25 protein-coding genes are annotated in these 24,734 nt (G+C 26.7%); 20 read left to right on the top strand and 5 right to left on the bottom strand.

Going from position 1 to position 24,734, the window contains the following annotated elements:
- Nucleotides 1–105: 105 nt before the first annotated feature.
- On the bottom strand, nt 106–1,746 hold the full coding sequence (locus tag ACYUEX_RS10195; protein WP_460287969.1) for a putative manganese-dependent inorganic diphosphatase: 1,641 nt from the start codon (nt 1,744–1,746) through the stop codon (nt 106–108).
- A 243-nt stretch (nt 1,747–1,989) separates the two neighbouring features.
- Between ACYUEX_RS10195 and ACYUEX_RS10190 the strand changes: the two genes are divergently transcribed.
- The 4 genes from ACYUEX_RS10190 (at nt 1,990) to thiI (ending at nt 7,943) form a co-directional block, all read left to right on the top strand.
- Nucleotides 1,990–4,539, top strand: a complete 2,550-nt coding sequence (locus ACYUEX_RS10190) for a calcium-translocating P-type ATPase, SERCA-type (RefSeq protein ID WP_411170365.1) — start codon at nt 1,990–1,992, stop codon at nt 4,537–4,539.
- A 126-nt stretch (nt 4,540–4,665) separates the two neighbouring features.
- Nucleotides 4,666–5,103 carry an ACT domain-containing protein gene (locus ACYUEX_RS10185; protein WP_411170366.1) on the top strand — a complete coding sequence of 146 codons (438 nt, stop codon included), beginning with the start codon at nt 4,666–4,668 and terminating at the stop codon, nt 5,101–5,103.
- A 543-nt stretch (nt 5,104–5,646) separates the two neighbouring features.
- The gene (locus ACYUEX_RS10180) at nt 5,647–6,792 is read left to right on the top strand and encodes a cysteine desulfurase family protein (RefSeq protein WP_411170367.1); all 1,146 of its coding nucleotides are present in this window, start codon (nt 5,647–5,649) and stop codon (nt 6,790–6,792) included.
- Nucleotides 6,789–7,943: a tRNA uracil 4-sulfurtransferase ThiI gene (gene thiI / locus ACYUEX_RS10175; protein ID WP_411170368.1), complete on the top strand. Its 1,155-nt coding sequence runs from the start codon at nt 6,789–6,791 to the stop codon at nt 7,941–7,943. Before ACYUEX_RS10180 ends, thiI begins: the two co-directional genes overlap by 4 nt.
- Nucleotides 7,944–8,003: 60 nt before the next feature.
- Here thiI and ACYUEX_RS10170 read toward each other — a convergent pair whose 3' ends face one another.
- Both ACYUEX_RS10170 and ACYUEX_RS10165 read right to left on the bottom strand, forming a co-directional pair.
- Nucleotides 8,004–8,420 (bottom strand): hypothetical protein, encoded by a 417-nt coding sequence (locus tag ACYUEX_RS10170; RefSeq protein ID WP_411170369.1) that lies wholly within the window; start codon nt 8,418–8,420, stop codon nt 8,004–8,006.
- A 103-nt stretch (nt 8,421–8,523) separates the two neighbouring features.
- Nucleotides 8,524–9,045, bottom strand: a complete 522-nt coding sequence (locus ACYUEX_RS10165) for a ferritin-like domain-containing protein (protein WP_411170370.1) — start codon at nt 9,043–9,045, stop codon at nt 8,524–8,526.
- A 181-nt stretch (nt 9,046–9,226) separates the two neighbouring features.
- Between ACYUEX_RS10165 and ACYUEX_RS10160 the strand changes: the two genes are divergently transcribed.
- The 4 genes from ACYUEX_RS10160 to deoC all read left to right on the top strand — a co-directional run bounded on the left by ACYUEX_RS10160 (nt 9,227) and on the right by deoC (nt 12,744).
- Nucleotides 9,227–9,502 (top strand): hypothetical protein, encoded by a 276-nt coding sequence (locus ACYUEX_RS10160; RefSeq protein ID WP_411170371.1) that lies wholly within the window; start codon nt 9,227–9,229, stop codon nt 9,500–9,502.
- A gap of 438 nt (nt 9,503–9,940) precedes the next feature.
- A complete protein-coding gene (locus ACYUEX_RS10155) occupies nt 9,941–10,891 on the top strand; it encodes a DUF4003 family protein (protein ID WP_411170372.1) in 951 nt (316 codons plus the stop codon).
- Nucleotides 10,892–10,902: 11 nt separating this feature from the next.
- Nucleotides 10,903–11,949, top strand: coding sequence for a DNA polymerase IV (locus ACYUEX_RS10150; RefSeq protein ID WP_411170373.1), 1,047 nt, complete (start codon nt 10,903–10,905; stop codon nt 11,947–11,949).
- 120 nt (nt 11,950–12,069) lie between these two features.
- Complete coding sequence (gene deoC / locus ACYUEX_RS10145; RefSeq protein ID WP_460287965.1) at nt 12,070–12,744, top strand: deoxyribose-phosphate aldolase; 675 nt, start codon at nt 12,070–12,072, stop codon at nt 12,742–12,744.
- Between the two features lie 442 nt (nt 12,745–13,186).
- Here the strand turns inward: deoC and ACYUEX_RS10140 are convergent, their stop codons facing one another.
- Nucleotides 13,187–13,804, bottom strand: a complete 618-nt coding sequence (locus ACYUEX_RS10140; RefSeq protein WP_460287963.1) for a DUF975 family protein — start codon at nt 13,802–13,804, stop codon at nt 13,187–13,189.
- Nucleotides 13,805–13,977: 173 nt separating this feature from the next.
- Between ACYUEX_RS10140 and ACYUEX_RS10135 the strand changes: the two genes are divergently transcribed.
- The 5 genes from ACYUEX_RS10135 to ACYUEX_RS10115 all read left to right on the top strand — a co-directional run bounded on the left by ACYUEX_RS10135 (nt 13,978) and on the right by ACYUEX_RS10115 (nt 18,897).
- Nucleotides 13,978–15,600, top strand: coding sequence for a cell shape-determining protein (locus ACYUEX_RS10135; RefSeq protein ID WP_411170376.1), 1,623 nt, complete (start codon nt 13,978–13,980; stop codon nt 15,598–15,600).
- Nucleotides 15,601–15,752: 152 nt separating this feature from the next.
- Nucleotides 15,753–16,694, top strand: a complete 942-nt coding sequence (locus ACYUEX_RS10130; RefSeq protein ID WP_460287962.1) for a CobW family GTP-binding protein — start codon at nt 15,753–15,755, stop codon at nt 16,692–16,694.
- Between the two features lie 10 nt (nt 16,695–16,704).
- Complete coding sequence (locus ACYUEX_RS10125; protein ID WP_460287961.1) at nt 16,705–17,328, top strand: GTP-binding protein; 624 nt, start codon at nt 16,705–16,707, stop codon at nt 17,326–17,328.
- 1 nt (nt 17,329) lies between these two features.
- Nucleotides 17,330–18,235 (top strand): permease, encoded by a 906-nt coding sequence (locus ACYUEX_RS10120; RefSeq protein WP_460287960.1) that lies wholly within the window; start codon nt 17,330–17,332, stop codon nt 18,233–18,235.
- Between the two features lie 8 nt (nt 18,236–18,243).
- Nucleotides 18,244–18,897 (top strand): TIGR03943 family putative permease subunit, encoded by a 654-nt coding sequence (locus tag ACYUEX_RS10115; RefSeq protein ID WP_460287959.1) that lies wholly within the window; start codon nt 18,244–18,246, stop codon nt 18,895–18,897.
- 69 nt (nt 18,898–18,966) lie between these two features.
- Here ACYUEX_RS10115 and ACYUEX_RS10110 read toward each other — a convergent pair whose 3' ends face one another.
- Complete coding sequence (locus ACYUEX_RS10110; RefSeq protein WP_460287958.1) at nt 18,967–19,839, bottom strand: cation diffusion facilitator family transporter; 873 nt, start codon at nt 19,837–19,839, stop codon at nt 18,967–18,969.
- A 194-nt stretch (nt 19,840–20,033) separates the two neighbouring features.
- Between ACYUEX_RS10110 and ACYUEX_RS10105 the strand changes: the two genes are divergently transcribed.
- The 7 genes from ACYUEX_RS10105 (at nt 20,034) to ACYUEX_RS10075 (ending at nt 24,686) form a co-directional block, all read left to right on the top strand.
- Nucleotides 20,034–20,555, top strand: a complete 522-nt coding sequence (locus ACYUEX_RS10105; protein WP_460287956.1) for a putative ABC transporter permease — start codon at nt 20,034–20,036, stop codon at nt 20,553–20,555.
- A 110-nt stretch (nt 20,556–20,665) separates the two neighbouring features.
- Complete coding sequence (locus ACYUEX_RS10100) at nt 20,666–21,094, top strand: DUF3783 domain-containing protein (RefSeq protein WP_460287955.1); 429 nt, start codon at nt 20,666–20,668, stop codon at nt 21,092–21,094.
- A 23-nt stretch (nt 21,095–21,117) separates the two neighbouring features.
- A complete protein-coding gene (locus tag ACYUEX_RS10095) occupies nt 21,118–21,267 on the top strand; it encodes a hypothetical protein (RefSeq protein WP_460287954.1) in 150 nt (49 codons plus the stop codon).
- Nucleotides 21,268–21,490: 223 nt separating this feature from the next.
- Nucleotides 21,491–22,171: a cytochrome c biogenesis CcdA family protein gene (locus ACYUEX_RS10090; protein WP_460287953.1), complete on the top strand. Its 681-nt coding sequence runs from the start codon at nt 21,491–21,493 to the stop codon at nt 22,169–22,171.
- Nucleotides 22,172–22,185: 14 nt separating this feature from the next.
- Nucleotides 22,186–22,743, top strand: coding sequence for a TlpA family protein disulfide reductase (locus ACYUEX_RS10085; RefSeq protein ID WP_460287951.1), 558 nt, complete (start codon nt 22,186–22,188; stop codon nt 22,741–22,743).
- 120 nt (nt 22,744–22,863) lie between these two features.
- Nucleotides 22,864–24,015 (top strand): AlbA family DNA-binding domain-containing protein, encoded by a 1,152-nt coding sequence (locus ACYUEX_RS10080; protein WP_460287950.1) that lies wholly within the window; start codon nt 22,864–22,866, stop codon nt 24,013–24,015.
- A gap of 92 nt (nt 24,016–24,107) precedes the next feature.
- A complete protein-coding gene (locus ACYUEX_RS10075; RefSeq protein ID WP_460287948.1) occupies nt 24,108–24,686 on the top strand; it encodes a hypothetical protein in 579 nt (192 codons plus the stop codon).
- Nucleotides 24,687–24,734 lie beyond the last annotated feature (48 nt).

The raw sequence follows: 24,734 nt of genomic DNA, 5'->3' as shown, positions 1-24,734 counted from the left end.
TTAGAATATTTAGCTCTTAATTTTTACTATAAAATGAAAAAGGCCGAGATTTTCTCAGCCTTTTTATTTTAGAAACTACATAACAATCTCAAGTGAAATTTAAAATTACTTTGATGTTACAGCTGCTGTTATTGGTGGAACTACTTGTTTCTTTCTTGAAAGTACTCCATCTAAGAAAGCAGTACTATCTTTTAGTGTAACTTTAAATGCTTTTTCAACTATTTCTGGTTTATCTCCAGCAACTAGTATTTGTGAGCCTTCGTTAAGTATGTCTGTAAGTAGTAACAGTACCATATCTAATTTAGCTTCTTTTGCCTTAGTGTTCATATAAGCTAGCATTTCATCTTTAAGTGGCATAAATCCTTCAATATCCATTGTATTTACTTGAGCTACACCAACTCTTGTATCCTCAATTGTAAATGGTTTGAAGTCTTGATTAAAGATTTGCTCTACTGTCTTTCCTTTTAATGAAGTTCCAGCTTTAAACATTTCTTTAGCGAATTCTTCTACATTTATTCCAGCTATCTCTGCTAGCTTTAAGCAAATATTTTTATCTTGAGCAGTGCAAGTTGGACTTCTAAATAAAAGAGTATCTGAAATTATTGCACCACATAAAAGCCCAGCAGCTTGTCTTGAAGGTCTTATTCCATTTTCAAAGAAACATTTACCAACTATAGTAGAAGTACTTCCAATAGGTTCACTTCTAAAATATAATGGACCGCTAGTTTGGATATCAGCTACTCTGTGGTGATCTATAATTTCTAGAATTTCAGCTTCTTCAAGTCCATCAACAGATTGACTTCTTTCATTATGATCAACTTGAATAATTTTCTTTTTATAATTAGAGATTAAATGATATCTTGATACTGCACCAAGAACTTTACCATTTACTCCAATAACAGGATAGCTTCTATATCTAGTATCTATCATAACTTTCTTTACATCTTCAACTAATTCGTCAGTTGAGAAAGTAACTAAATTATCTTTAATCATTACGTATCCAACAGGAATACTTTGAATTATAAGTCTTGATGCAGTGAATGAATCATGTGGAGTTGTAATAATACTTATGTTAGCTTCTCTAGCTTTTTCAATTATAGCAGTACTTGGTGCATGAGACCCTGTAATTATCATAAGTGATATCTTAAGATCAAGTAAGGCATTTTGAACCTCTTCTCTATCTCCAACTATAGCAATATCTCCTTCTTCTATATGGTCTTTCATGCTATCAGGTTGCATAGCTGTAACAACTATTTTACCAGGGAAATTTTTTCTTGCAGTATCAACATAAATTTCCTTTGCTGATAAAGTATCTATTATATTTTCAAGAGAAGTGCTACTTTTTGCTAAAATTCTATTATCCCATATATCCATATAGCAAGAAGTTAAGTTAGAAATAGCTAAAACTCCAAGTAAATGTTCATTTTCATCAGCTACTGGAAGTGTTTTTATATTTCTATCCTTCATTATATTCCAAGCTGTTTTTAAAGATATCTCTGGTGAAACAGGAGTTATCTTATCAAATTCTAAATCTTCAATTTTTAATTTTACAGTTTTTAACAGTCTAGGAGCCTCAACTCCAAAATAATCAAGAATATATTGAGTTTCTTGACTTACATTTCCAAGTCTTACTGGTATTGCAGGCATATTGCCTGTCTTATTTTTAAATTCAGCATATGAAAAAGCTGCACATATTGAATCAGAATCTGGATTCTTATGTCCAGTTACATAAATTACGTCTTTCAAATTATGACCCTCCTTAGTTAATAATTATATATACATATTCTATATTTATATTACCGATTTGTAAAGCTATCTAATTAAAGTATATGTAGAAATTTGTATATTAAACTATATTATTAAGTAAGTAATGAAAAATTTGTAGAATAAATATTAATAAAAATATATTAAATATGAAATAGTAAAAAAAATCATATCTTTTAATTTACTAAATATAATATATAGAAACTATTTTAAGGAGGACAACCAGTGATACAGGAAAGAGAAATATCAAGGGGTCTATCTACAAAGGAAGCAGAGAAAAGGAAGAGCACTTATGGGTTAAATGAATTATCCCACAAGAAAAAAACATCACCTATCATAATTTTTTTATCTCAATTTAATGATTTTATTGTTTGGGTATTAATAGCTGCAACTATAATATCTGGTTTAATGGGAGATAAAGCAGATGCGATAACAATACTTATAATAGTAATTGTAAATGCAATAATGGGCTTTGTACAGGAATATAGAACAGAAAAGTCATTAGAGGCATTAAAGGAACTTGCAGCCCCAACATGTAAAGTAATTAGGGATGGAGTTTTAAAGGTATTAAACTCAATAGAAGTTACATTGGGTGATTTAGTAATTTTAGAAGCTGGAGACAGAATTCCAGCAGACGGTACATTTATTGAAGCTTCAGGTGTAATGATAGATGAGTCACTTTTAACTGGAGAATCAGTAGGAGTATCTAAAGATTCTAAAAAAGGGAAAAACCAAGGATTTATGGGAACTACAGTTTTAAAGGGTAGAGGTGTTTTTCTTGTTGATGGTATTGGAATGAATACAGAAATGGGGAAAATAGCAAATCTTTTAGATAATATCGAAGAAGAAAAATCTCCGTTAAGAGAAAGATTAGATTCACTAGGAAAAATACTGGTGGCACTATGCTTAGTTATATGTGCTGTAGTAACTGTTCTTGGAATACTTAGAGGTAATGAAATAACAGAAATGTTTTTACTTGGAGTCTCATTAGCTGTCGCAGCAATACCAGAAGGTTTAGCTGCTATAGTAACTGTTGCTTTAGCATTGGGTGTATCTAGAATGTTAAAGAAAAATGCATTAGTGAGAAAGCTTCCAGCAGTAGAAACCTTAGGGTGTACATCTGTTATATGCTCAGATAAAACAGGAACATTAACTCAGAATAAAATGACAGTTAAAGAAATATATATGAACGGAAAGATATACGATGTTGATAAAGAGGAACTAAGCAATCATTCAAATATAATGAAAGCATTAGTTTACTGTAATGACTGTAATTATGATTTTAATATTAAAAACATAGAAAAAGCTTTATATGGAGATCCTACTGAAACTGCATTAATAAAAGCATTTTTTAAAGATACAAACTTACTTAAAGCATTTGTGTCTAATGCACAAAGAGTTTATGAAATTCCATTTGATTCTTCTAGAAAAATGATGAGTGTTATAGTTAGGGAAGGAACAAAGGAAGTTTGTTATATGAAGGGAGCTCCAGAAAGAGTTATAGAAAGATGTACTCACATATTAGAAAATGGAACTATAAAACCATTAACTGCTCAAAAGAAGAGGCAAGTAGCATCATATATTGAATCAATGTCAAATAGAGCCTTAAGATGCATAGCTGCAGCATATAAGGAAAATAATTTAGTAAAGAGTGAAGGTTTAGAAAAAGATTTAATATTTTTAGGTGTTGCAGGAAGTATCGACCCACCAAGAGTAGAAGTAAGAGATGCTGTGTTAAAGTGCAAACTTGCGGGAATACAACCTGTAATGATAACAGGAGACCATAAAAATACAGCTTTAGCAATTGCTAAATCTATAAATATATGTAATACAGATGATCAAGCAATGACTGGTGAAGAAATTGAGAAAACTAGTGATGAAGATCTTATGAAAAAAGTAAAAAATGTAAGAGTTTTTGCGAGAGTATCTCCACATCATAAGCTTAGAATTGTAAAAGCCTTTAAAAAGCAAAATAATATAGTTGCAATGACTGGAGATGGTGTAAATGATGCTCCTGCAATAAAAGAAGCTGATATAGGAATTGCTATGGGAATATCAGGAACAGATGTAACAAAAGAGGCGGCATCGATGGTATTAATGGATGATAATTTTGCAACTATAGTATCAGCTGTAGAAGAGGGAAGAGTAATATATGATAATATAAGAAAGTTTATAAGATATTTATTGTCTTGTAATTTGGGTGAAGTATTAACAATGTTTTTAGCATCATTATTTTACTTACCTAATCCGCTTACTCCAATACAAATACTATTTGTTAACTTAGCGACAGATGGTTTACCAGCAATTGCTCTTGGAGTAGATCCTCCAGATAGAGATATAATGATGCAACAACCAAGAGAAAAAGGTGAAGGTATTTTTGCAAGAGGATTATGGTCAAAGATTGTAGTAAGAGGATGTTTAATTGGAATTTGTACTTTACTTTCATTTATGACAGGAAGATTGTATGGAATGGATTTAGCTACATGTAGGACATTAGCTTTAATAACTCTTGTTATGTCACAATTACTGCATGTTTTTGAATGTAGATCAGAAAGACATTCAATTTTTGAAATTAAGGTATTTAGTAATCCTTATTTAGTTGGAGCTGTAGCTGTCTCAATGCTAATGGTATGTTCAATATTATATATTCCATTTTTAGCAGATGTATTTAATACTGTACCATTAAAGATTGAGCAATGGGGAATTGTGCTATTCTACTCAGGAATAATCTTCTTAATAAATAGTGTGTATTTATTTATAAAATCAAAAAAATAATAAATATATATTTAAAAAAGTTCACTTATCAAATAATATAATTTAGTTTATAATAAACATAATAAGTTACAAAATAAAAAAGTTTCTTATAAATAATTGAAGGTTATTCTATTTGAAGGTGGTACTATGAAGGGAAATTTTCTAGTTGTAGATAAAAGAGTTTTGCCAGAGGTCTATGAAAAAGTAGTAGATGCAAAAAGGCTATTAGAAGAAGGTAAGGTTAAGGATATTACTGAAGCAGCTAAAACTGTAAATATTAGTAGAAGTGTTTATTATAAATATAAGGACTCAGTTTTTGCACTTGTAGAAACTGAGCAAGGAAAAAAGGTAACTATTAATATGATGATAAAAGACAACAAGGGGGTGCTTTCAGGAATATTAAATTATATTTCTGAAGAAGGCGGTAGCATAATAACAATAAACCAAGGAATACCTATGAATAAAAGAGCTAATTTAAGCTTAACAATTGATATATCATCACTTAGTGGGGATCTAAAAACTTTACTTGAATATTTAGCTACTTTAAAAGATGTAGAAAAGGTAGAGTTTGTAGCCATGGAATAATTTAATTATGATTTAAGTTTCTTTAGAGGTTTTAATCTTTTAAAAAGGAAGAATAATTTTAAATTATTCTTTCTTTTATTTTTATAAGATTATAGTTTGGTAATATTTCTTAATAATATTTATAAAATATATTATATAAATATTTTAGGAGAGATTAGCCTTTGTTAGAAATACTTTGGTCAATATTTACAGTGATTTTAATAACAACAATTATACTTATTATAGAGTATAGAAAGATGAAGAGTGATAATAAGTAAAATAGAAGATTATCTCTAGATATAACTATATATTTAAAGAGATAATCTTTTTTACTAGATCATGAGCAAAATCATATTAATAAATTAAACCTTTATTTATTTTTAGAAATTTGATATAGTAAGTTTAAATATGGTAAAAAGATAGAGGGATTTTAATTTATACTGAATTAATCTTACTATTATGATTTAAGAATATATTTTATATAGGTATTTTTATGATAGTTAGAAATTTTAAGTTTAGGAAATGCTAAAATAGAGTAATATGATAATAAAGGAGGGATAATGCTTGGATATTTATTTTGATAATAGTTCAACAACAAAACCTTACAAAGAAGTTATAGATGAAGTTTCAAATGCAATGGAGGAATACTTCGGTAATCCATCTTCTCTCCATAAGATAGGAATAAAGTCTGAAAAAAGACTTACAGAAGCAAGAGAATTTTTAGGTAAAAGCATAAATGCATCTAAGGAAGAAATATACTTTACTTCAGGTGGAAGTGAAGCAAACAACTTAATAATTAAAGGTTTAGTTAAAACAGGGCATCATGTTATTACTACAATTTTTGAGCATCATTCAGTTTTAATGGCCTATAAGGAACTTGAAAAAAATGGTGTTAAGGTTACATATTTAGAAGTAGATAAAGATGGGAAAATAGATATAGAGGAGTTAGGTGAGGCTATATCTAAAGATACTGTATTAATTTCTATAATGCATGTAAATAATGAAATTGGATCTATACAGGATATAGAAGCAATAGGAAAAATAATAAAAGAGAAAAGCTCTAGAGCAAGATTTCATGTTGACGCAGTTCAATCTTATGGAAAACTAGATATAGATGTTAAAAAAATGAATATAGACATGTTATCTGTAGCTTCTCATAAGATTCATGGACCAAAGGGAATTGGATTTTGTTATATTAAAAAAGGAATAGTTTTAAATTCTCTTATAAGTGGTGGAAGTCAAGAAGGGGGAGTTAGAGGTGGAACTCAAAATGTTCCAGCTATAGTAGGTTTACATAAGGCAGCAGAAATAACATCAAATCAGAAAAATGAAAGCTATAATTACGTAAATAGTTTAAAAGAATATATGATAAAAAGACTAGAAGAAATAGATAATATAAGAATAAATAGTCCACTAAGATGTGATTTTACACCATATATATTAAATGTTTCTTTTATTGGAGTAAGAGCTGAAGTGTTACTTCATTTATTAGAGGATAGAGATATTTTTGTAGCTACTGGTTCTGCTTGTACATCAAAAAGTAGTGTAGTAGCAGGAAGTTATGTAATAAAAGCTTTAGGATTAAGCAATAAAGAAATAGAAAGTGCTATCAGATTTTCATTTTCAAAGTTTAATACTAAAGAAGAAGTTGATAAAGTTATAGAAGTTCTAAAAAGCTCATTAACATTTTTAAGGAGAGTCAAAAAATGAATAAATTGATATTAGTTAAATATGCATCAGAAATTTTTTTAAAGGGTTTAAATAGAAATAAATTTGAAAAAAAGCTTAGAGATAATATAAAGAAAAAACTAAAGGGAATAGAATATAGCTTAATATCAGATCAGGGAAGATACTTTATTAAAGCTGATGATATAGAAGAAGCTGCAGAAAGAGTAAGAAAAGTTTTTGGGGTTTCAGAAGTTTGTATAGTAACAGAAGTTCCAAGGGATATGGAAGCAATTAAGGAAGAAGCACTAAGAAAAGTTAAAGAAGCAAATCCAAAAAACTTTAAAATCGAGACAAATAGAGCAAATAAATTATTTCCTAAAAACTCATTAGAAACCTCTAAAGAAGTTGGTGCATATGTAGTTTATCATATGAATGGATTAGAAGTTAAGGTTAAAAATCCAGAGTGTTTAGTAAATATAGAAATTAGAGAAAATGCATACATATATACAACTAAAGATAAAATTAAAGGGGCTGGAGGTTTACCATATGGAATAAATGGTAGTACTATGCTTATGTTGTCGGGAGGTATAGACTCACCAGTTGCAGGATATCTAATGGCTAGGAGAGGTGTTGAGCTACATTGTGTTTATTATCATAGTCATCCTTATACATCAGAAAGAGCTAAAGATAAGGTTAAAGATTTAGCAAAGATACTTTCAACATATACAGAAAGAGTAAACTTGCATATAGTACCATTTACAGAAATACAAATGGCAATAATAAACGGATGTAGAGAAGATGAATTAACTATAATAATGAGAAGATTTATGATGAGAGTTGCTTGCTCACTTTCAGAAAAATATGGAATTCAATCAGTAGCATCAGGAGAAAGTATAGGTCAAGTTGCAAGCCAAACTATGGAAGGATTAATGGTAAGTAATGATTGCGCCGACAGACCAGTATTTAGACCTTTAATAGCTATGGATAAAACAGATATAATGGATATAGCTAGAGAAATTGGAACATATGAAACTTCAATATTACCTTATGAAGATTGTTGTACTATATTTGTTCCAAAACATCCTAAAACAAAACCAAGAGTTGATTTGATAAGACAATCAGAGTCAGTATTAAATATAGATGAATTAGTAAATAAAGCTATAGAAGAAACAGAACTTGTAGTTTTTAATTAAATAATAGATTATTATATTAAATTAATGTAAAACAAAAACAGCCTGTATAGGCTGTTTTTATTATCTTGTTCTCATTCTTGTAGCTTGCTGCCTTGCTTTCTTTATTTGACTGTGATCGAATGGTTGTAAGTCTTTCTTAGTAGTTAAGTTAGCTATATTTGAAATAGTAATAACTTCTGAATCAGCCTTACCTTTTTCACCTTCAATTCCCATAATTATTACTTTATGACCTTGTTTAACTTCAATAAAAGTTGGCTTTTTAAACCATTTTTTAGCTTTATATTGAGTTTTAACTACACCTTTACCCATATCTGGCTTTATTAAAATATTAATAGTTAATTTTCTCATAATACCTAATATGTTTTTTTCTTCAATTTTTACAGATAAAACAGTACCAGCAGTACTGGTCATTCTATCACCGTATTTTTCCATATATGCATCTGTAAAATATTTACTCATCTTATCTTTGAAACCCATACTTAAAACTCCTTTATATTTAAGAAATATTGTAATAATCAAATAATTATAATAACAAGGTCATTATAACATAATTCCATTATTAATTAAACAAAAAGTTAAATTAATTACCTAACTCTCTTTCATACAACCTATTTAAAAGGTTTATGTGATGCTCCTCATCTAATATTATTCTATTAATTATGGCAATTATGTTTTCATCTTTTACTACACTAGCAGTTTTTCTATATTGTTTTATAGATTCTTTTTCCATAGAAATATCTGATATAAGTAGTTTTTTTAGTGAGTTATCTGTATTTATAAATTTTGAATTCCAATGAAAGTCTTTACCTTTCTTCTTTATAGAAAAAGTAGGATTACCACCAAGTGCAGAAATTAGCTCTCCAATGATTTCTAAATGATGCATTTCAACAATTACAATTCCTCTTAAAGTGTTTTTAACATAATCATCAGTTATTAATTCATGGTAAGTATATTGAGCTACTGCTGTTAATTCTGAAACCATACCACAATAATTAACTTTAATTAAGTTAGCATAATCTATATTTTTTTTACATACTTCAATCTGTGGATAAGGTAAGTCTAATGAGCAGTTAAGATTTAAGTTTTTATAATCACTTTTCATGATATCACCTTTAAATTATTTATTATTATAATATATGAAGATATCATTTATAGTGATATAAAACTAATAGTTGAAATATGAAAACAATATAGTAGTATAATATATACTATATTATTTTTAATTTTAGGAATAATATACAATTAAACTTAAAATGAGTATTAAAAAACTAAAGGAGGATAAAATGAACATAATATTTGATGAAAAAACTAAAGAGGCATTGTTAAGTGAAGTGGAAAAAAGCAACTATAATCAAATAAGAGTAAAGGTAGTAGCTATCGGTTGTGGAAAGCCTGCATATGATTTATATGCAGATTTTATTTCAGATGAAGATTTTGAAGTTATAATTAGTGATGTAAAATTCGTTATAGCTAAAAAAGATGAGAAGTTATGTAATGGTATTGAGATAAAATATGATAAAGAAGTATATAATAAAGGGTTTTATGTTAGAAGCTTATAAAGGATAATACTTTCTTATATAAGAAATAAAAAGATGAGAGATTTATTAAGTCTCCCATCTTTTTTCATAATACTAAGAGGATACTAATCGATGTATCCATTAGTATTATTGCCTATAAAAAAAATATTATTCACTTTATTTTAGCTACTTAAAATATTTATAAATGTATGATATATAATCTTTCTTTTTTAGTTTATTTATAAACATAATTATTACTAAAAATTATAAATGTATCATATAACTATAAAATAGCCTTAAATAAGTAAACAATAGCATTAGCTAAACATATTATGTATTACCTAAACTTTAGATAAAAGGAGAACCTTTAATTTAATTTTTATAAATTGTTATAATTTTGTTATAAAACTGACACAGTTTTTATAGTATAATAGTCTTGAGTAATTAATATGCTTAAAGTAAAGTGAGGGAATATTATATATGGAGAAACTTCTCATAGACAGAATTAATCTGACAATTGAGAACTATAGAAATGCAAAAAAAGATCTTAGAAATGATGGAGATTTAATTAACCATTTTGCATCTTTAGTTTTCGCTCATTACAAAAAAGAAATTCCATTTGAAAAAGTAAAAGAAATTAGAAAGTATATAAAGGGAACTTCTTCTAGGGTGTCACCTTTTAGAGGGGACATGCTTTATATTCTATCTTTATTAATTTCATTAGAAGAAGGTAATGAAAATCAACTAATAGATGATATATATGAAGTTATGGATATTCTTAAATTTCAAGGATTTAATGAATGTGATTACTTAGTACTAACAGCATTTGTTATAGCTAAGTATGGTAATAATAAGGATAAGAATGAAATTGCATATAAAATGAAGGAAGTTTATATTTTGTTAAAGGAAAAATATTATAATATAACTGGAGAAGATGACTATTTAGTTTGTGCATTATGGGCATTGAACGACATAGATGTTAGTACAATTGATGAGTTTATAGAGACTATTTATAGTCATATGACAGATTTAAATATTAAGTCAAAAAATAGTATTCAAGGACTAACTAATGCAATAATGTTAAATGGTTCTTCAGGAAATATGTATAGAACAATAGAATTTATGCTACAATTAGAAAAAAGAGATATAAAGTTAGCTCAACAATTCTTACCTTTACTAGGAGTATTATCAAATAATGATATGAGAAAAAACATTGATTTAATTGAAGACGTAGTAGATACTCTTTGTGAAGAAGAAAGTGAATATGAATATTATATGGATAAAGGTTTTAGAACTATTATTGCAATATCTATATTATCATTTATAAATATTTCTGATAAAAGAAACTATATAGATGAACTATTAGCTCAAGGAGTATATTGCTTTATAAAGTCGAAAAATAAAGGGATGTTTGCTGAAGCCTTAGCTTAAAGGGAGTAAATATGGAAAGGTTGATTTTACATGTAGATATGGATGCATTTTTTGCATCAGTAGAACAACTAGATAATAAAAAGCTTAGAGGAAAGCCAGTAATAGTTGGTGGAGTAAGTGAACGAGGAGTTGTTTCTACTTGTTCATATGAAGCTAGAAAGTACGGAGTACATTCTGCAATGCCTATTTTTATAGCACAAAAATTATGTCCACATGCAATATACTTAAGAACTAGATATATTCGATATAAGGAAGTTTCAAATCAAGTATTCAATATATTAAAAGATGTTACCCAAATTATAGAGCCTCTTTCAATAGATGAAGCTTATTTAGATATAACTAATAGTAATTTTAATAATGGAATAGAGGCTGCAAAATATATAAAAAGCAGAGTTTTCAAAGAAATTGGTTTAACTATTTCAATTGGGATATCATATAATAAATTTTTAGCAAAATTAGCATCTGATTGGAATAAGCCTAATGGTATTAAGGTTATAACAAAAGAAATGATACCTGAAATTTTGCTACCGCTTCCAATATCTAAAATACATGGATTGGGAAAAAAGTCAGTTGAAAAGCTAAATAACATAGGTATATTTTTAATAAAGGACTTATATGAAATGCCAAAAAGTTTTTATATAGAGTATCTTGGAAAATATGGTTTAGAAATTTATGATAGAATACGTGGAATTGATAATAGAGAAGTAGAAGTAGAAAGAGATAGAAAATCTTATGGCAAAGAAAGAACCTTAAAAACAGATACTGATGATAAAGAAGAGTTAATTATTTATTTAAAGGAATTCTCTAATGAAATCAGTAAATATCTTATGAGAGCAAATATAGAAGGTAAAACAATAACAGTAAAATATAAAACAAGTGATTTTCAAAATCATACAAGAAGTAAAACATTAAGTTACTATACAAATAATTTTGAGGATATATATAAGACTTGCAAGGAAATACTAAATAATGAGGAACTAAAAAAAGGAGTTAGATTAATAGGAGTTACTATATCATCATTTAAGGAAAATACAATGGAACAACTTAGTTTATTTTAAAAATGAATTAATATTTATAAAAAATACTCTTTGTTTTAAAATCCCTTTAATTATTAGAGTTTTTCATTTATAATAAATTTCTAGAGAAAAAATAGTTAAACATACAGGAGGAGATCTTATATGAATAAAAAAGATTTAGCAAGAATGATAGATCATACTATCTTAAAGGCAGATGCTACAGAAATGGAAGTTGAAAAACTTTGTAATGAAGCATTAGAGTATAATTTTGCATCAGTTTGCATTAATCCAGCTATGGTAGAAAAAGCTGCAACTATGTTAAAGGGTAGTGATGTAAAGGTTTGTACAGTTATTGGATTTCCTTTAGGAGCAACTACAACAGAAGTAAAAGCTTTTGAAACTGAAGATGTTATTAAAAAGGGCGCAACAGAAGTTGACATGGTTATAAATATAGGAAAGCTTAAAGAAGGAAATTTAGAATATGTTAAAAAGGATATAGAAGCTGTTGTTAATTCTGCAAAAGGAAAGGCTTTAACAAAAGTAATTATAGAAACTTGCCTTTTAACTGATGAAGAAAAAGTAACTGCTTGTAAATTATCAAAAGAAGCTGGGGCAGACTTTGTAAAGACTTCTACAGGATTTAGCACTGGAGGAGCTACTGCTAGTGATATAAAACTTATGAGAGAAACAGTAGGACTAGAACTTGGAGTTAAAGCTTCAGGCGGAGTTAGAAGTAATGCAGATGCTATAGCTATGATTGAGAATGGAGCTACAAGAATTGGTGCTTCAGCTTCAATATCAATATGTGAAGGAACAGAATCAAACTCAACATATTAATATTAAATTTTATATTTAAATCCATATAATGAACATTTTTTATAGAATTAAAATTTTATAAATGCAGATAATAAATTTGTATTATATAGGAGGTGTTTATTATGAACAATGGAAATAATAAAAAACATAAGGAAAAAAGAAATAGTAGCGTTACTGAAGGTCATAGAGATAAGAAGACAGCTACAGATAATCAATGGGGTAAATAATTGTTAATTAAGAGTTCTGCAATTAAAAGTAGTTTATGTTGTAGAATCTTTTATCAATAATTAGTTTTACTTATATTATATATGAAAAAAATGACAGGAGTTAGGTTTAGTAACTCCTGTTGTTTTTTTATTCTTTAGCAAATTATAAAGTTTTTATAATTTATTTTTTAGTAATTCTAAGTGAGGATAATAATTTTATGACAGCTTGAAGTGATGCCACGGAGTAAAGAAAATTATTATTCGTAATTTTTCAAACTTAAATAGAAATTTGCTTCTGTTAAATTTTGATAAGGAGAAATCCATAACCCAGCTATACCAAAGGTAAGAATAGCTAAAAGCCACCAACCTATAAAGGATAATTCTAATACAAAGAAATCCCATTTATGACCTGACATAATATTTGAACTTTCTTCTAAGCATTCAAATATGCCTTTACTTGGATCTTCAGCTAAAATATAAAAAGCTTGAGAAAACATTAAAGCTACTATAATTCCAGGAATTATCAAAAATAAAGTTGCAATACCAATTGCAAGCATCATTAAAATATATAAGCCTAGAGTTTTAAAGTAAATATTAAAATTTGAAAATAAATCTTTAAACTGAGGCTCTTCATTATTAGTTATGAAATTTAGTAAAAATTTACTTAGTCCTACAGATATAACTCCACCAAAAAGAAGTGAGATTATATTAATAGAAATAGAAACAGAGCTAGAAAATTCTCCAAAAAAGTCAATGGTTTCTTTGGTTATACTAGAATTAATTATTAAATTAGCTACGAAGACAGTAATTAGTGCTACTCCCCAACGACCTCTTAATTGTTCCTTTGCTTTTGATTTTAGTTCTAATCTATTCATTTTTACACCTCTAAAATTTATACTAATATCATTATACAATAATTTACAAAATAGTAAACTAAATCTATAAAATGTTTTATTAAAAAATTTAGTGAAAATGTATTTACAAACAATATATTATATTGTATTATATACCATATAACGGAGTAAAAGATATAATTAGGGGGATTAAAATGGAGAATATACGAAATTTTGCACCGAAAAAAGGAAAACTTTCAACGTATCTAGGTTGGTTAATATCGGCTTACTTAATAGTAGGGGTATTTTTACTTTTTAGTAGTAATCTAATACTAGATATAACATTAAGTTTATTTTACATTGTAGCAGTATTTGTAGTTGTAACTGCATTTTATGCAATTATAACAATGAACAAAAAATATGGAGCTTTAGCAGCTTTTGTAGCTGTTTTATATATTTTAGGGTTAGTTATCTTTAGTCCTTTAATTAACTACAAAGCTCATAGAGAATTAATAGGTAAGGTTGATGAAGTAGACTTCACTAATGAAATAAAGCATATTGACTTAAAGCAATTACCGATAATTGATAAAGATGTTGCCTATAAGTTAGCAGATAAAAAGTTAGGTGAGATTCCAAGCTTAGGTAGTCAAGTAACAATAGGTGATTTAACTCTTCAAAGTGTAAACAAACAGCTTTATTATGTTGCACCATTAGAGCATTCTTCACTATTTAAATGGATTACAAATAGAGAAGGAACTCCAGGATATATAAAGATTAGTGCAACTAATGAAAGTGATGTTCAATTAGTTACAGAATTAAATGGAAAAGATATTAAAATAAAGTATTTAGAATCTGCATTTTTATTTAGTGATTTAGAGAGAGCATCTTATTTAAGAGATATGAGAGCTGGACATACTGATTTTACTTTTGAACTAGATGATGAAGGAAATCCTTATTGGGCAATAACAAGATATGATAATGCAATTGGATTTACAGAAGCTAAAGCAACAGGAGTGTTAGTAATAGATGCACAAACAGGAGATTCAGAGGTATATGATATAAATGATGCACCAAAATGGATAGATCGAATTCAACCAGATAGATATATAATGAATTATATAGATAAATGGGGAGAACTTGTACATGGAATATTCAATTTTAGTGACAAGGACAAGCTGAAAACTACAGAGGGAATGAATTTAATATATAATAATGATACTTGCTATTACTATACTGGAATAACATCAGTAGGAAATGATGAAGGTTTAGTTGGATTTACTTTAACTAATACTAGAACTGGAGAAACAAGTATGTATAAGACTTCAGGAGCAACAGAAACAGCAAGTATGAAGTCAGCAGAAGGTAAGGTTCAACAATATAAATATACAGCAACTTTCCCATATCTAATAAATATACAAAATGAACCTACTTATTTTACTACTTTAAAGGATTCTAATGGATTAGTAAAACAATATGCTATGGTAAATGTGAAAAATTATAATGTAGTTGGTGTTGGTGATTCACTTCAGTCAACTCTTAATAATTATTTAGAAGGTCTAACTAATACTAATATTTCTCTAGAAGGAAGCAATAGCGAGGAAGTTTTAGAAGGAGAAATAGAAAGAATAGGATTAGTAGTAAAAGATGGAACTAGTATTTATGATATAAAGATTAAAGGTAGTGAAAATATTTATACAGTTTCAACAGAGACTTCAAGAGAAGTGGCTTTAAGCTCTGTAGGAGACAAGATTAGAGTGAAATTTATAAAAGTTGGGGAAGGTAAATTTATTTTAACTAACTCTTTTGAAAATTTAACTTTTAAAAAAGTACAAAGCTAATTTAAGATAATTAAAAGCTATAAACTAAAATTTAGAGAAATCTTTATTTGGTTTATAGCTTTTTTATTTAGACAATCTATGAATATATTAATTATTTGTCACATAAAATGTTTAGAACAATTATATAAGCAATTACTATATAGAGGTGTTATATGAAAGTAAATATAGATATATATTCAGGATTTCTAGGTGCAGGTAAAACTATGCTTATTAAAAAATTAATTAAAGAAGGGCATTATGAGAAGGAAATTGCAATAATAGAAAATGAGTTTGGAGAAGTTAGCATTGATGGAGCTATATTAAGAGATTCAAATATAGAGGTTAAGGAAATAAATTCAGGTTGCATTTGCTGTCAAGTTAAAGGAGATTTTAAGAAGGCTATATTAGAAGTAATAGAAAAATATAACCCAAGTAGAATAATAATAGAGCCTTCAGGAGTAGCTAAGTTAACAGATATAATTAAAGTTTTTAAGGATAAAGAACTTAAAGAAAAAACAAAGGTGGAAAATATAATAACTGTTGTAGATCCAGAAAAATTTAGTATGTATATTGAAAACTTTAAAGAATTTTATAAGGATCAAATATTAAACACAAAAAAGGTAGTTTTAAGTAGAACTCAAAAGTTAAATAAAGAAAAAATAGAAGAGATAGTTTTAGAATTAAAAAGAATAAATTCAAGAATTTCAATAATAACTGATCCATGGGATAAGGTAGATGGAGATTATATTTTAGAGGGTAATAAATATAGTAAATTAAATATAAGAGAAAGTAATGGCATAAAAGTGAAATTAAACAAAAATGATATAGAGAATAAAAGTGCAGATGAAGTTTTTGAAACTTTTGCAATTTATCCAAATTCTAAAATATCTAAGGCAGAGTTAGTTTCTAAGTTTAAATTTATTTCAGCTTCAAAAAGCTATGGGGATGTACTAAGAGCAAAAGGGATTATTAAGCTATTAGATGGAAGTAATGGGCAATTTGATTTTGTAAAGGATGAGTTTCAAATTAGAGAAATAAAAGAAATTAATAAAAGTGTAATTTCATTTATAGGAATTAATTTAAATAAAGAAGAAATAAAAAGTCTTTTTAAATGAGGATTAATAAATGAAGTGTAAATTAGAAGTTGTAAGTGGTTTTTTAGGATCTGGTAAAACATCTTTTATAAATTCATATTTAACTACAGATATATGTAAAGATGAAAATATACTAGTAATTTTATTAGAAAAAGGATCTAAGGATGTAATAAGAAGTTTGGATTGTATACACATAGTTTACCTAAGGAATTCAAAATATCTAAAAGAAACAATTTTAGATAAAGTAAAAGAAAATAACTATATCAAACTAATAATTGAATTTAACGGAACTTATGATTTGAATATAATAAGTACTTTAATTAATGATAGAGAAGTAAGTAAAGTAGTAAAGTTTTATGGAAATTACTATATAGGTGATGCTAGTACTTTAGAAATATATTTAAAGAATATGGGAGAAATACTTGTTCCATTTATACAGTCAAGTAAGCTTATTGTGTTAAATAATTTGAATTTAGTAGATAAAAGTAAAAAGAGTACGTTAATAAAAATAATTGAAAATATTAATTTTACAGCTCCAATAATATATTCAAAAAGTATAGATGTATTAGATAGTGATTTAAAATCAAGTAGTTATTTTAAAAAGGGGTTATTATCTAGAAAACTTTCAACTCTTTTTAAGAAGGGAGAAAAATAAGGTGACTTTAGGGTTAGAAAAATGGGCAACTATATTTATAAGTATGATATTAGAAGCTTTACCATTTATATTGATTGGTTCTATAATTTCAGCAGCTATACAAATGTATATTTCAGAAGACATAGTAAAAAAAATATTACCCCAAAATAAATTTATATCCATATTATTTGCAGCTTTTATTGGAATTTTTATACCTATATGTGAATGTGCAATAGTGCCTATTGCAAAAAGCTTAATAAAAAAAGGCGTTCCAGTTGGAGTAGCAATAGTATTTATGATTTCAGTGCCAATAGTAAATCCTGTAGTCATAGCCTCAACATATTATGCTTTTAATGACATAAAAGTAGTATTAATAAGAATATTTGGAGGGGTATTATGTGCTATTATTATAGGACTATTAATAGAATTTATTTCTAGAAGGGGAACAGAGGTTATAAAAGATGATAATAGTTATAAAAATATTTGTGATTGTGGATGTATAGAATCACAATACTTTTATAATAAATCTAAAATAAGATTATGTTTAGAGCACGCTAATAAGGAATTTTCAAATATACTTAAGTACTACATATTTGGTTCTTTTTTATCAAGTGTTTTTATAACCATAGTTAATGAATCTATGTTAAATAAAATGTCAAATGGAAAATACCTATCTATAATTATAATGATGCTAATATCCTTCTTGCTTTCTTTATGTTCAGAAGCTGATGCTTTTATAGCAAAAGGGTTTCTAGCGAGTTTTGGATTACCAGCAATTTCAGGATTTTTAATACTGGGACCAATGGTAGATTTAAAGAATGTTATAATAATGGGATCATATTTTAAAAAGGAATTTGCTTTTAAGCTTATAACGGTAATTACACTAGTTGTACTAGCATTTTCAGCAAGCTTAACAATAATCATATAGGAGGAAATATGAGAAAGTTCAATGTAGATGAATTTATATGGTTATTAATATTAATACTTTTAACAATATTTATTGCTTATTTAATGACATCTGGGGATGTGTATAAGTTTTTAAGTCCTAAAACTGCTAAAAATCTTTATGTAGCTTTAGGAATATTACCAATTCTTATTATAGTACAGCTCTTTAAAGTAATAACTTTTAATTCTAGAGTGGATAGGTCTATTAGTTATTTACCAATAATATTTACTTTAATGATAGGCGTAATTATTATATTTAATAATAGTATTTTAAATAACGATTTAGAAATAGATGAATATAAATTTAAAAGTAATGGGATTAATGATTCATTAGAAATATCTTATGAAAATCATCATATAATAGATGAAATAAATGAAAATGGTATTGATTTCCTAGGTGAAAATATAGTATTTACTGGATTCGTTCATAAGTACAATGATGAAAATAAATTTATTTTAGCAAGAGAAGAAATGAATTGCTGTGTAGCTGATTCTGTAATTATAGGTTTAAATTCATTTTGTCAGGATAATTTAAAGGAAGGTCAGTGGATTAAAGCTTTAGGTAAAATAGAATATAATGGAGAATATTACTTTAATATAATAGAATATATAAAGGTGAACCCACCAGATAACCAATATTTTTAACAAAAAGGAACTAGTTATAAAGTTTTTAATTTTTTATAACTAGTTCCTTTTGGTTTATTAATTTGAAATTTACATCTTATTAGGCTCTACGTGAATAATAACATCCATTTTTTTACCTAGTCTATTAGAGAGTGTATCCTCTACTTCATGAACTAATTTATGAGCTTCATCAATGCTTAAATTAGAATCTACTTTTATATGCATATCTAAAAATACATAATCTTTAGAGCCCCTAGATCTTATATTATGCACATTTTTTATGTGTGTAAACTCTTCTAAAATATCTACTACTACTTCTTCATCTAATATTACCTTATCAGTTAAGGTAGAGATATTGTCTTTGAATATTTCATAAGAAGAATGTAATATAAATAAAGCAACTATAAATGAAAATATAGTATCGATAATAGGTGGAAGTCCTAACTTTACAGCGAACAAAGCTATAAGTACTCCAATAGAAACAAAGATATCGCTTCTAGTATGAAGAGAATCTGCTATTAATAATTGACTATTAAGTTTAACTCCCTGTTTTCTTTCATAAAATGCAACACAAATATTAATAAATAATGTTACTAATACTATAATTAAACTTTCTATACTAACTTCTAATGCAGAAGGGTTAAATAGCTTGCTTATAGAAGATGTAATTACATTAAAAGATATAAATAAAAGCATAGTTCCAATAAACATACTAGCGATTGTCTCAAATTTTTTATGACCATAAGGGTGATCATTATCTTTAGGTTTTGATGCAAGAACAATTCCAATTATGCCAACAATATTTGAAGCACTATCCGAAATAGAGTGAAATCCATCGGCCATAACACTAGAACTATTTATAACTAATCCAACTAATATTTTTGAAGCTGCAACAAGTACATTAGCAATTAGCAATATTAGAAGTATAAATTTTACTTTTTCATAATTTGATTCTATAATCAATCGCTCCTTTACAAATAACCTATAATTTCATTTTATTCTTACAAATTTCAAAAGTTACAATGAGCTTCTATTATATAAAATGTAAAAAACATGACTAGAGAAATATGTTTTTAAAAGTAAATAGGGGAGAGAGGTATCAATTAATATACTTTGGTTAAACTAAGAGTAAAATTAATTAAGGTTGGTGTGTTTTTATGACTATGATAAACTTTACTATTTTTAATTTTCTACTATACTCAATTGTTGGATGGCTAATAGAAGGAATATATAGCTACATTATATGTGGTAAGTTTAAAAAAGAAGGATTTATGAAGGGGCCGTATAAGCCTATGTATGGTATTGCTTTTACAATTTTAGTATTGTTTAATAGATATCTTGATTTAAACTTATCAGAAACTCTTATAATATCTTTAATAGTTCCAACAACTGTTGAATTTATAAGTGGATATTTATTAAAAGAAATATTTAATAAACAATATTGGGATTATTCTAAATTGAAATATAATTATAAAGGATTAATAACATTAAGATTTTCCATATATTGGATGATTTTATGCTGCATTGGTATAAATTTAGTTCAACCAATTATAAATAGTATGTACTTAAGTTTAGAAAGATTTTTGAAAATATCAAATGTTATAGGTTTATTTATAATGTTACTTGATTTTATAATAACAGTTAAAATGCTTTATAGAACTCCCGTAATCCAAAGTTAAAATTCACATATTAAAATATCCAGTAACATAATAAATTTGAAGGTTGCTTAATTTTTATTATTTTTATATGATATAGATATAGAAATTTAATGAATAAGAAGGAGAAAGATATGTCATTTGAAAAATTAGATATTAAAGATACAGAAGTTAAAGAAGGTAGAAGTTGTATAATATTATGTAACTTCAATTCAAATGAAATAAAAACAATAGGTAATCTTGCTGGAATGTTAGGAATTAAAGATAAAATAACTTTAAATTATAAAAATGGAAATTCAATTTTGAAAGATGTACTAGAGGGTACTATATCAAATGATTCAGAAGATGGAATAAAAAATAAAGCTATAATATTTAATAATATTTCTGGTGCGAAGATGGGAATATTTATTGAAAATTTAAAGAAATTTAGAATTAATAATGTTTTAAAAGCAACTGTTACTGAAACATCAATTGATTGGACTGTAAATGTATTGTTAAAGAATCTAGTTGCTGAAAGAATAGCACTGAAAACAGGAAAAGACTTCAGTCATGATGAAGAGTAATATTCTAAGAGAGTGAGATAAAAATGGGTGTAAAGAGAGAAGTAGAATTACAGACAGTAATAGCAAGGTTTCTAAATCTTAAAAACTTAGGGTTAGATGAAGAAACTATAATTAAATTACTTGAAATAAATGAAGATGACTTAGAGGCAATAAAGATAAATTTAAATCATTAAATTTAAGGTGCTTCATATTAAAATTTATGATAATGTTTTTTTAGTATAGCTAGTGTAAAATTTAAAAAATATACTAGCTATTTTTGTGTAATATATTTAGTAATTACTATAGATATAAAGAGCATAGTTTCTTATTATACAATAACAAGGTATCAAAAAAGTAACTTATTTTATTATTCCAAATATTATGATATACTATCCAAAAGAGTAAAGGAGTGGTTAATTGAATTATTTTATCTTATTTTTGGAAGGGATAATAACTTTTATTTCTCCATGTATATTACCTATGTTACCTATATATATTTCTTACTTTATGGGAAGTAATGAAGATGATAAGGAGAATAAGGCTTTAATAAACTCAATAGGTTTTGTTATTGGATTTTCAATAATTTTTACTGTTTTAGGAGCAGCAGCAGGCACGTTTGGAGCTTTTATACAAAGATATATGAATGTCTTCAACATTGTTGCTGGAGGTTTGTTAGTTATATTTGGACTTAATTATATTGGATTATTTAAAATAGGTATATTAGAAAGAAGTTTTAAGTTAAGAACTAAGAGTGACTTAAATAATCTTAATTTAAGAAAATCAGTTTTATTTGGTGTAATTTTTGCAATAGGATGGACTCCATGTGTTGGAACTTTTTTAGGATCAGCTTTGATGATAGCTGCAAGTAGCCAGAATTCAATGGAAGGGATATTTATGTTACTTACATATAGCTTAGGCCTAGGAATCCCTTTTATAATATCAGCACTACTTATAGAGAGCTTAAAGGGAGCTTTTACTTTTATAAAGAGAAACTATAAAACTATAAATATTATTTCAGGAGTATTACTTATATTAATAGGTATTTTAATGATGACAGGATATTTAAATACTTTACTAGGATTACTTACATTTAATTAGGAGGTTTAAGGGTTTTGAATAATAAGAAAAGGTTAATAACCATAGTTATATCATTAGTTCTTTTATTGGTTATAGTTAAGCTTGGGTATAATTATTTATCAGAAGATGTTATGCCAGTTGAAACTATAGATAAAAAAGGAACTGAAGAAACTAAGAAAGCACCTGACATTGAAGTTTATAATGAAGCTGGAGAAACTATAAAATTATCAGACTACAAAGGAAAGAAACCAGTAATAATTAATATTTGGGCTAGTTGGTGTGGACCATGTAAATCAGAAATGCCATATTTTGAAAAAGCTATGAAAAAATATAGTGATGATGTTGAAATACTTATGATTAATCTAACTGATGGCCAAAGAGAAACTAAGGAAAAAGCTCTTAAGTATATAAAAGAGAATAATTTTGATATGAATATTTTATTTGATGAAAAATTAAGTGCTGCAAATGCATATAGAGTTAGAGGGATTCCGAGAACAATACTTATTGATATAGATGGAAATATAGTAGTTGATAAAGAAGGGGCAGTAACTGAAACAGAATTAAATAATTATATTAAAAAGCTTATAAAATAGTGACAAATAATAAATATATGTAAAAGTGTAAGATCAGGCAAAATTTTATGTGTCTGATCTTATATTTTTATAGTAATATAACATTATATAGTAGTTATTTTTAGATAGGAGGATGGTTTAGTGGATAGCAAAAAGTTAATGTCCTTAATAAAAAAGGAAGAAGGAGTAAAGCTAGATTTTAAATTAAAACTATCCTTACAATATGAAAGTAGCAAAAAGGAACTTGCAAAAGATGTTTGTGCAATTGCCAATTCTAGAGGTGGAAGAGGATATATAATAGTTGGCATTGAAGATAAAAGTAAGAAGGTTATTGGACTAAATGATATTGATATAATTAATGAAGAAAAGGTGCAACAAATAATTACATCAAGATGTGAACCACCAATTCCAGTGTCAGTAGACACAGTTGAAATATATGATAAAAAAATTTGTATAATAACTATATATTCAGGAGATCAAAAACCATATCAGATTAGGGAAAATGGAGCTTTTTATATAAGAAGAGGTTCTACAACTGATACTATGAGAAAACAGGAGTTAATTGAAGCTTTTGAAGAAAATTTAGATTTTTTTATGGAAACATCTATTATAATGAAAAGTAATATATCACTTTTAGATGAAAATTTACTTAAAAAATATTTTGAAAATAAGGGAATAGAGCTTAATGAAGAAAATAAAGAATTTCTTTTAGAAAATTCTAGAATAGCATATAGGGAAAAAGAAAGTGAAAAAATGAATTGTACTTTAGGTGGATTATTAATTTTTTCAAATCATAATAGCTTATGGCTACCTCAAAATATGATAAAGATAATAAATAAAGTAAATAAAAATGAAAATGAGGTTATAATAATTCAAGGAAGTATTCTGCAAATGGTAGATAAGTCAGAAACAATAATTTCTAATATATTGCCTAAGAATTATCCTAAATCAGCAATAGTGGAAGGGATAAAAAATGCAGTTTTGTATAGAGATTATTCATCAACTAATAGAATTATAGAGGTTAATATTGGATTTAAGACTATATCTATAATTAGTCCAGGAGCTTTAATAGAAAAAAATAGTTCAGATAAAGTATCAACTCATAGTAAAAGAAATATGTGGATTTATGAAAAGCTAATAACATTGGATAACAATAAAAGATTTTTAAATAATGGTGGGGGATTTTCTAGGATTAAAAAAGCCTTTTATGGAGTTGGAAAAGTAAAGCTAATAAACTCTATTGAAGATGACTACTTTAAAGTAGTATTACCCGGAACTAGTATGTATAGTTAAAAAATATTACTTCTTGAAATGTTAAAATAAATTATGTTATAATAATTATTATTAAATAATAATTTTATAATTATTAATAAGGAGAGTTTAATATGAATAATAGAGTAGAATTGATATATGAAAATAATGAATACAGTGTGAGTGTTAATGGATCAGTTGTAAATAAAGATAAGGATTTAGAAAATGCTTTTTCACAATTTAAACGTATTATAAGCAATAATAAAAGTGCAGAAGCAAAAGCATGGGATGATATAGTAGAAAAATTCCAAGGATTAAATAATGAAAGCTTAGATATTAACTATGAATTTAGAACAATGAGTTTTGGAGATATGAAATATTTCTATAATATGGGAAAAGTATTTTATATGGCAAATGGAACTATGATTCCGCTTATTGGAGGATATGAATTATTTAAGTTTACTATGAGAGTTGTTTCCGGTGGAGATGTACAAAAAGCTAATGCTTTTATAGAATTTTGCAGAGATGTAATGATGTCAAAAGTTAACTATAGAGTTACAGAGTCTAGTATAATAGTTTCAAGCGCAAGTTTTAATTATGGATCAGCAGAGTATAACTTTAATAGTGGAAAGATAAATAAAGGGGCTTCAATACAAAATGGAAGCTTTGAAGAATTTAAATCATATGTATTAAATATAATAAAAAATATATAAAAAGGATGAGAAAAATTTCTCATCCTTTTTATATCTAGGAAAGTATGA

Source organism: Clostridium sp. CTA-7 (genome assembly GCF_054768095.1).
This window is presented reverse-complemented; position numbering and strand designations above follow the sequence as displayed.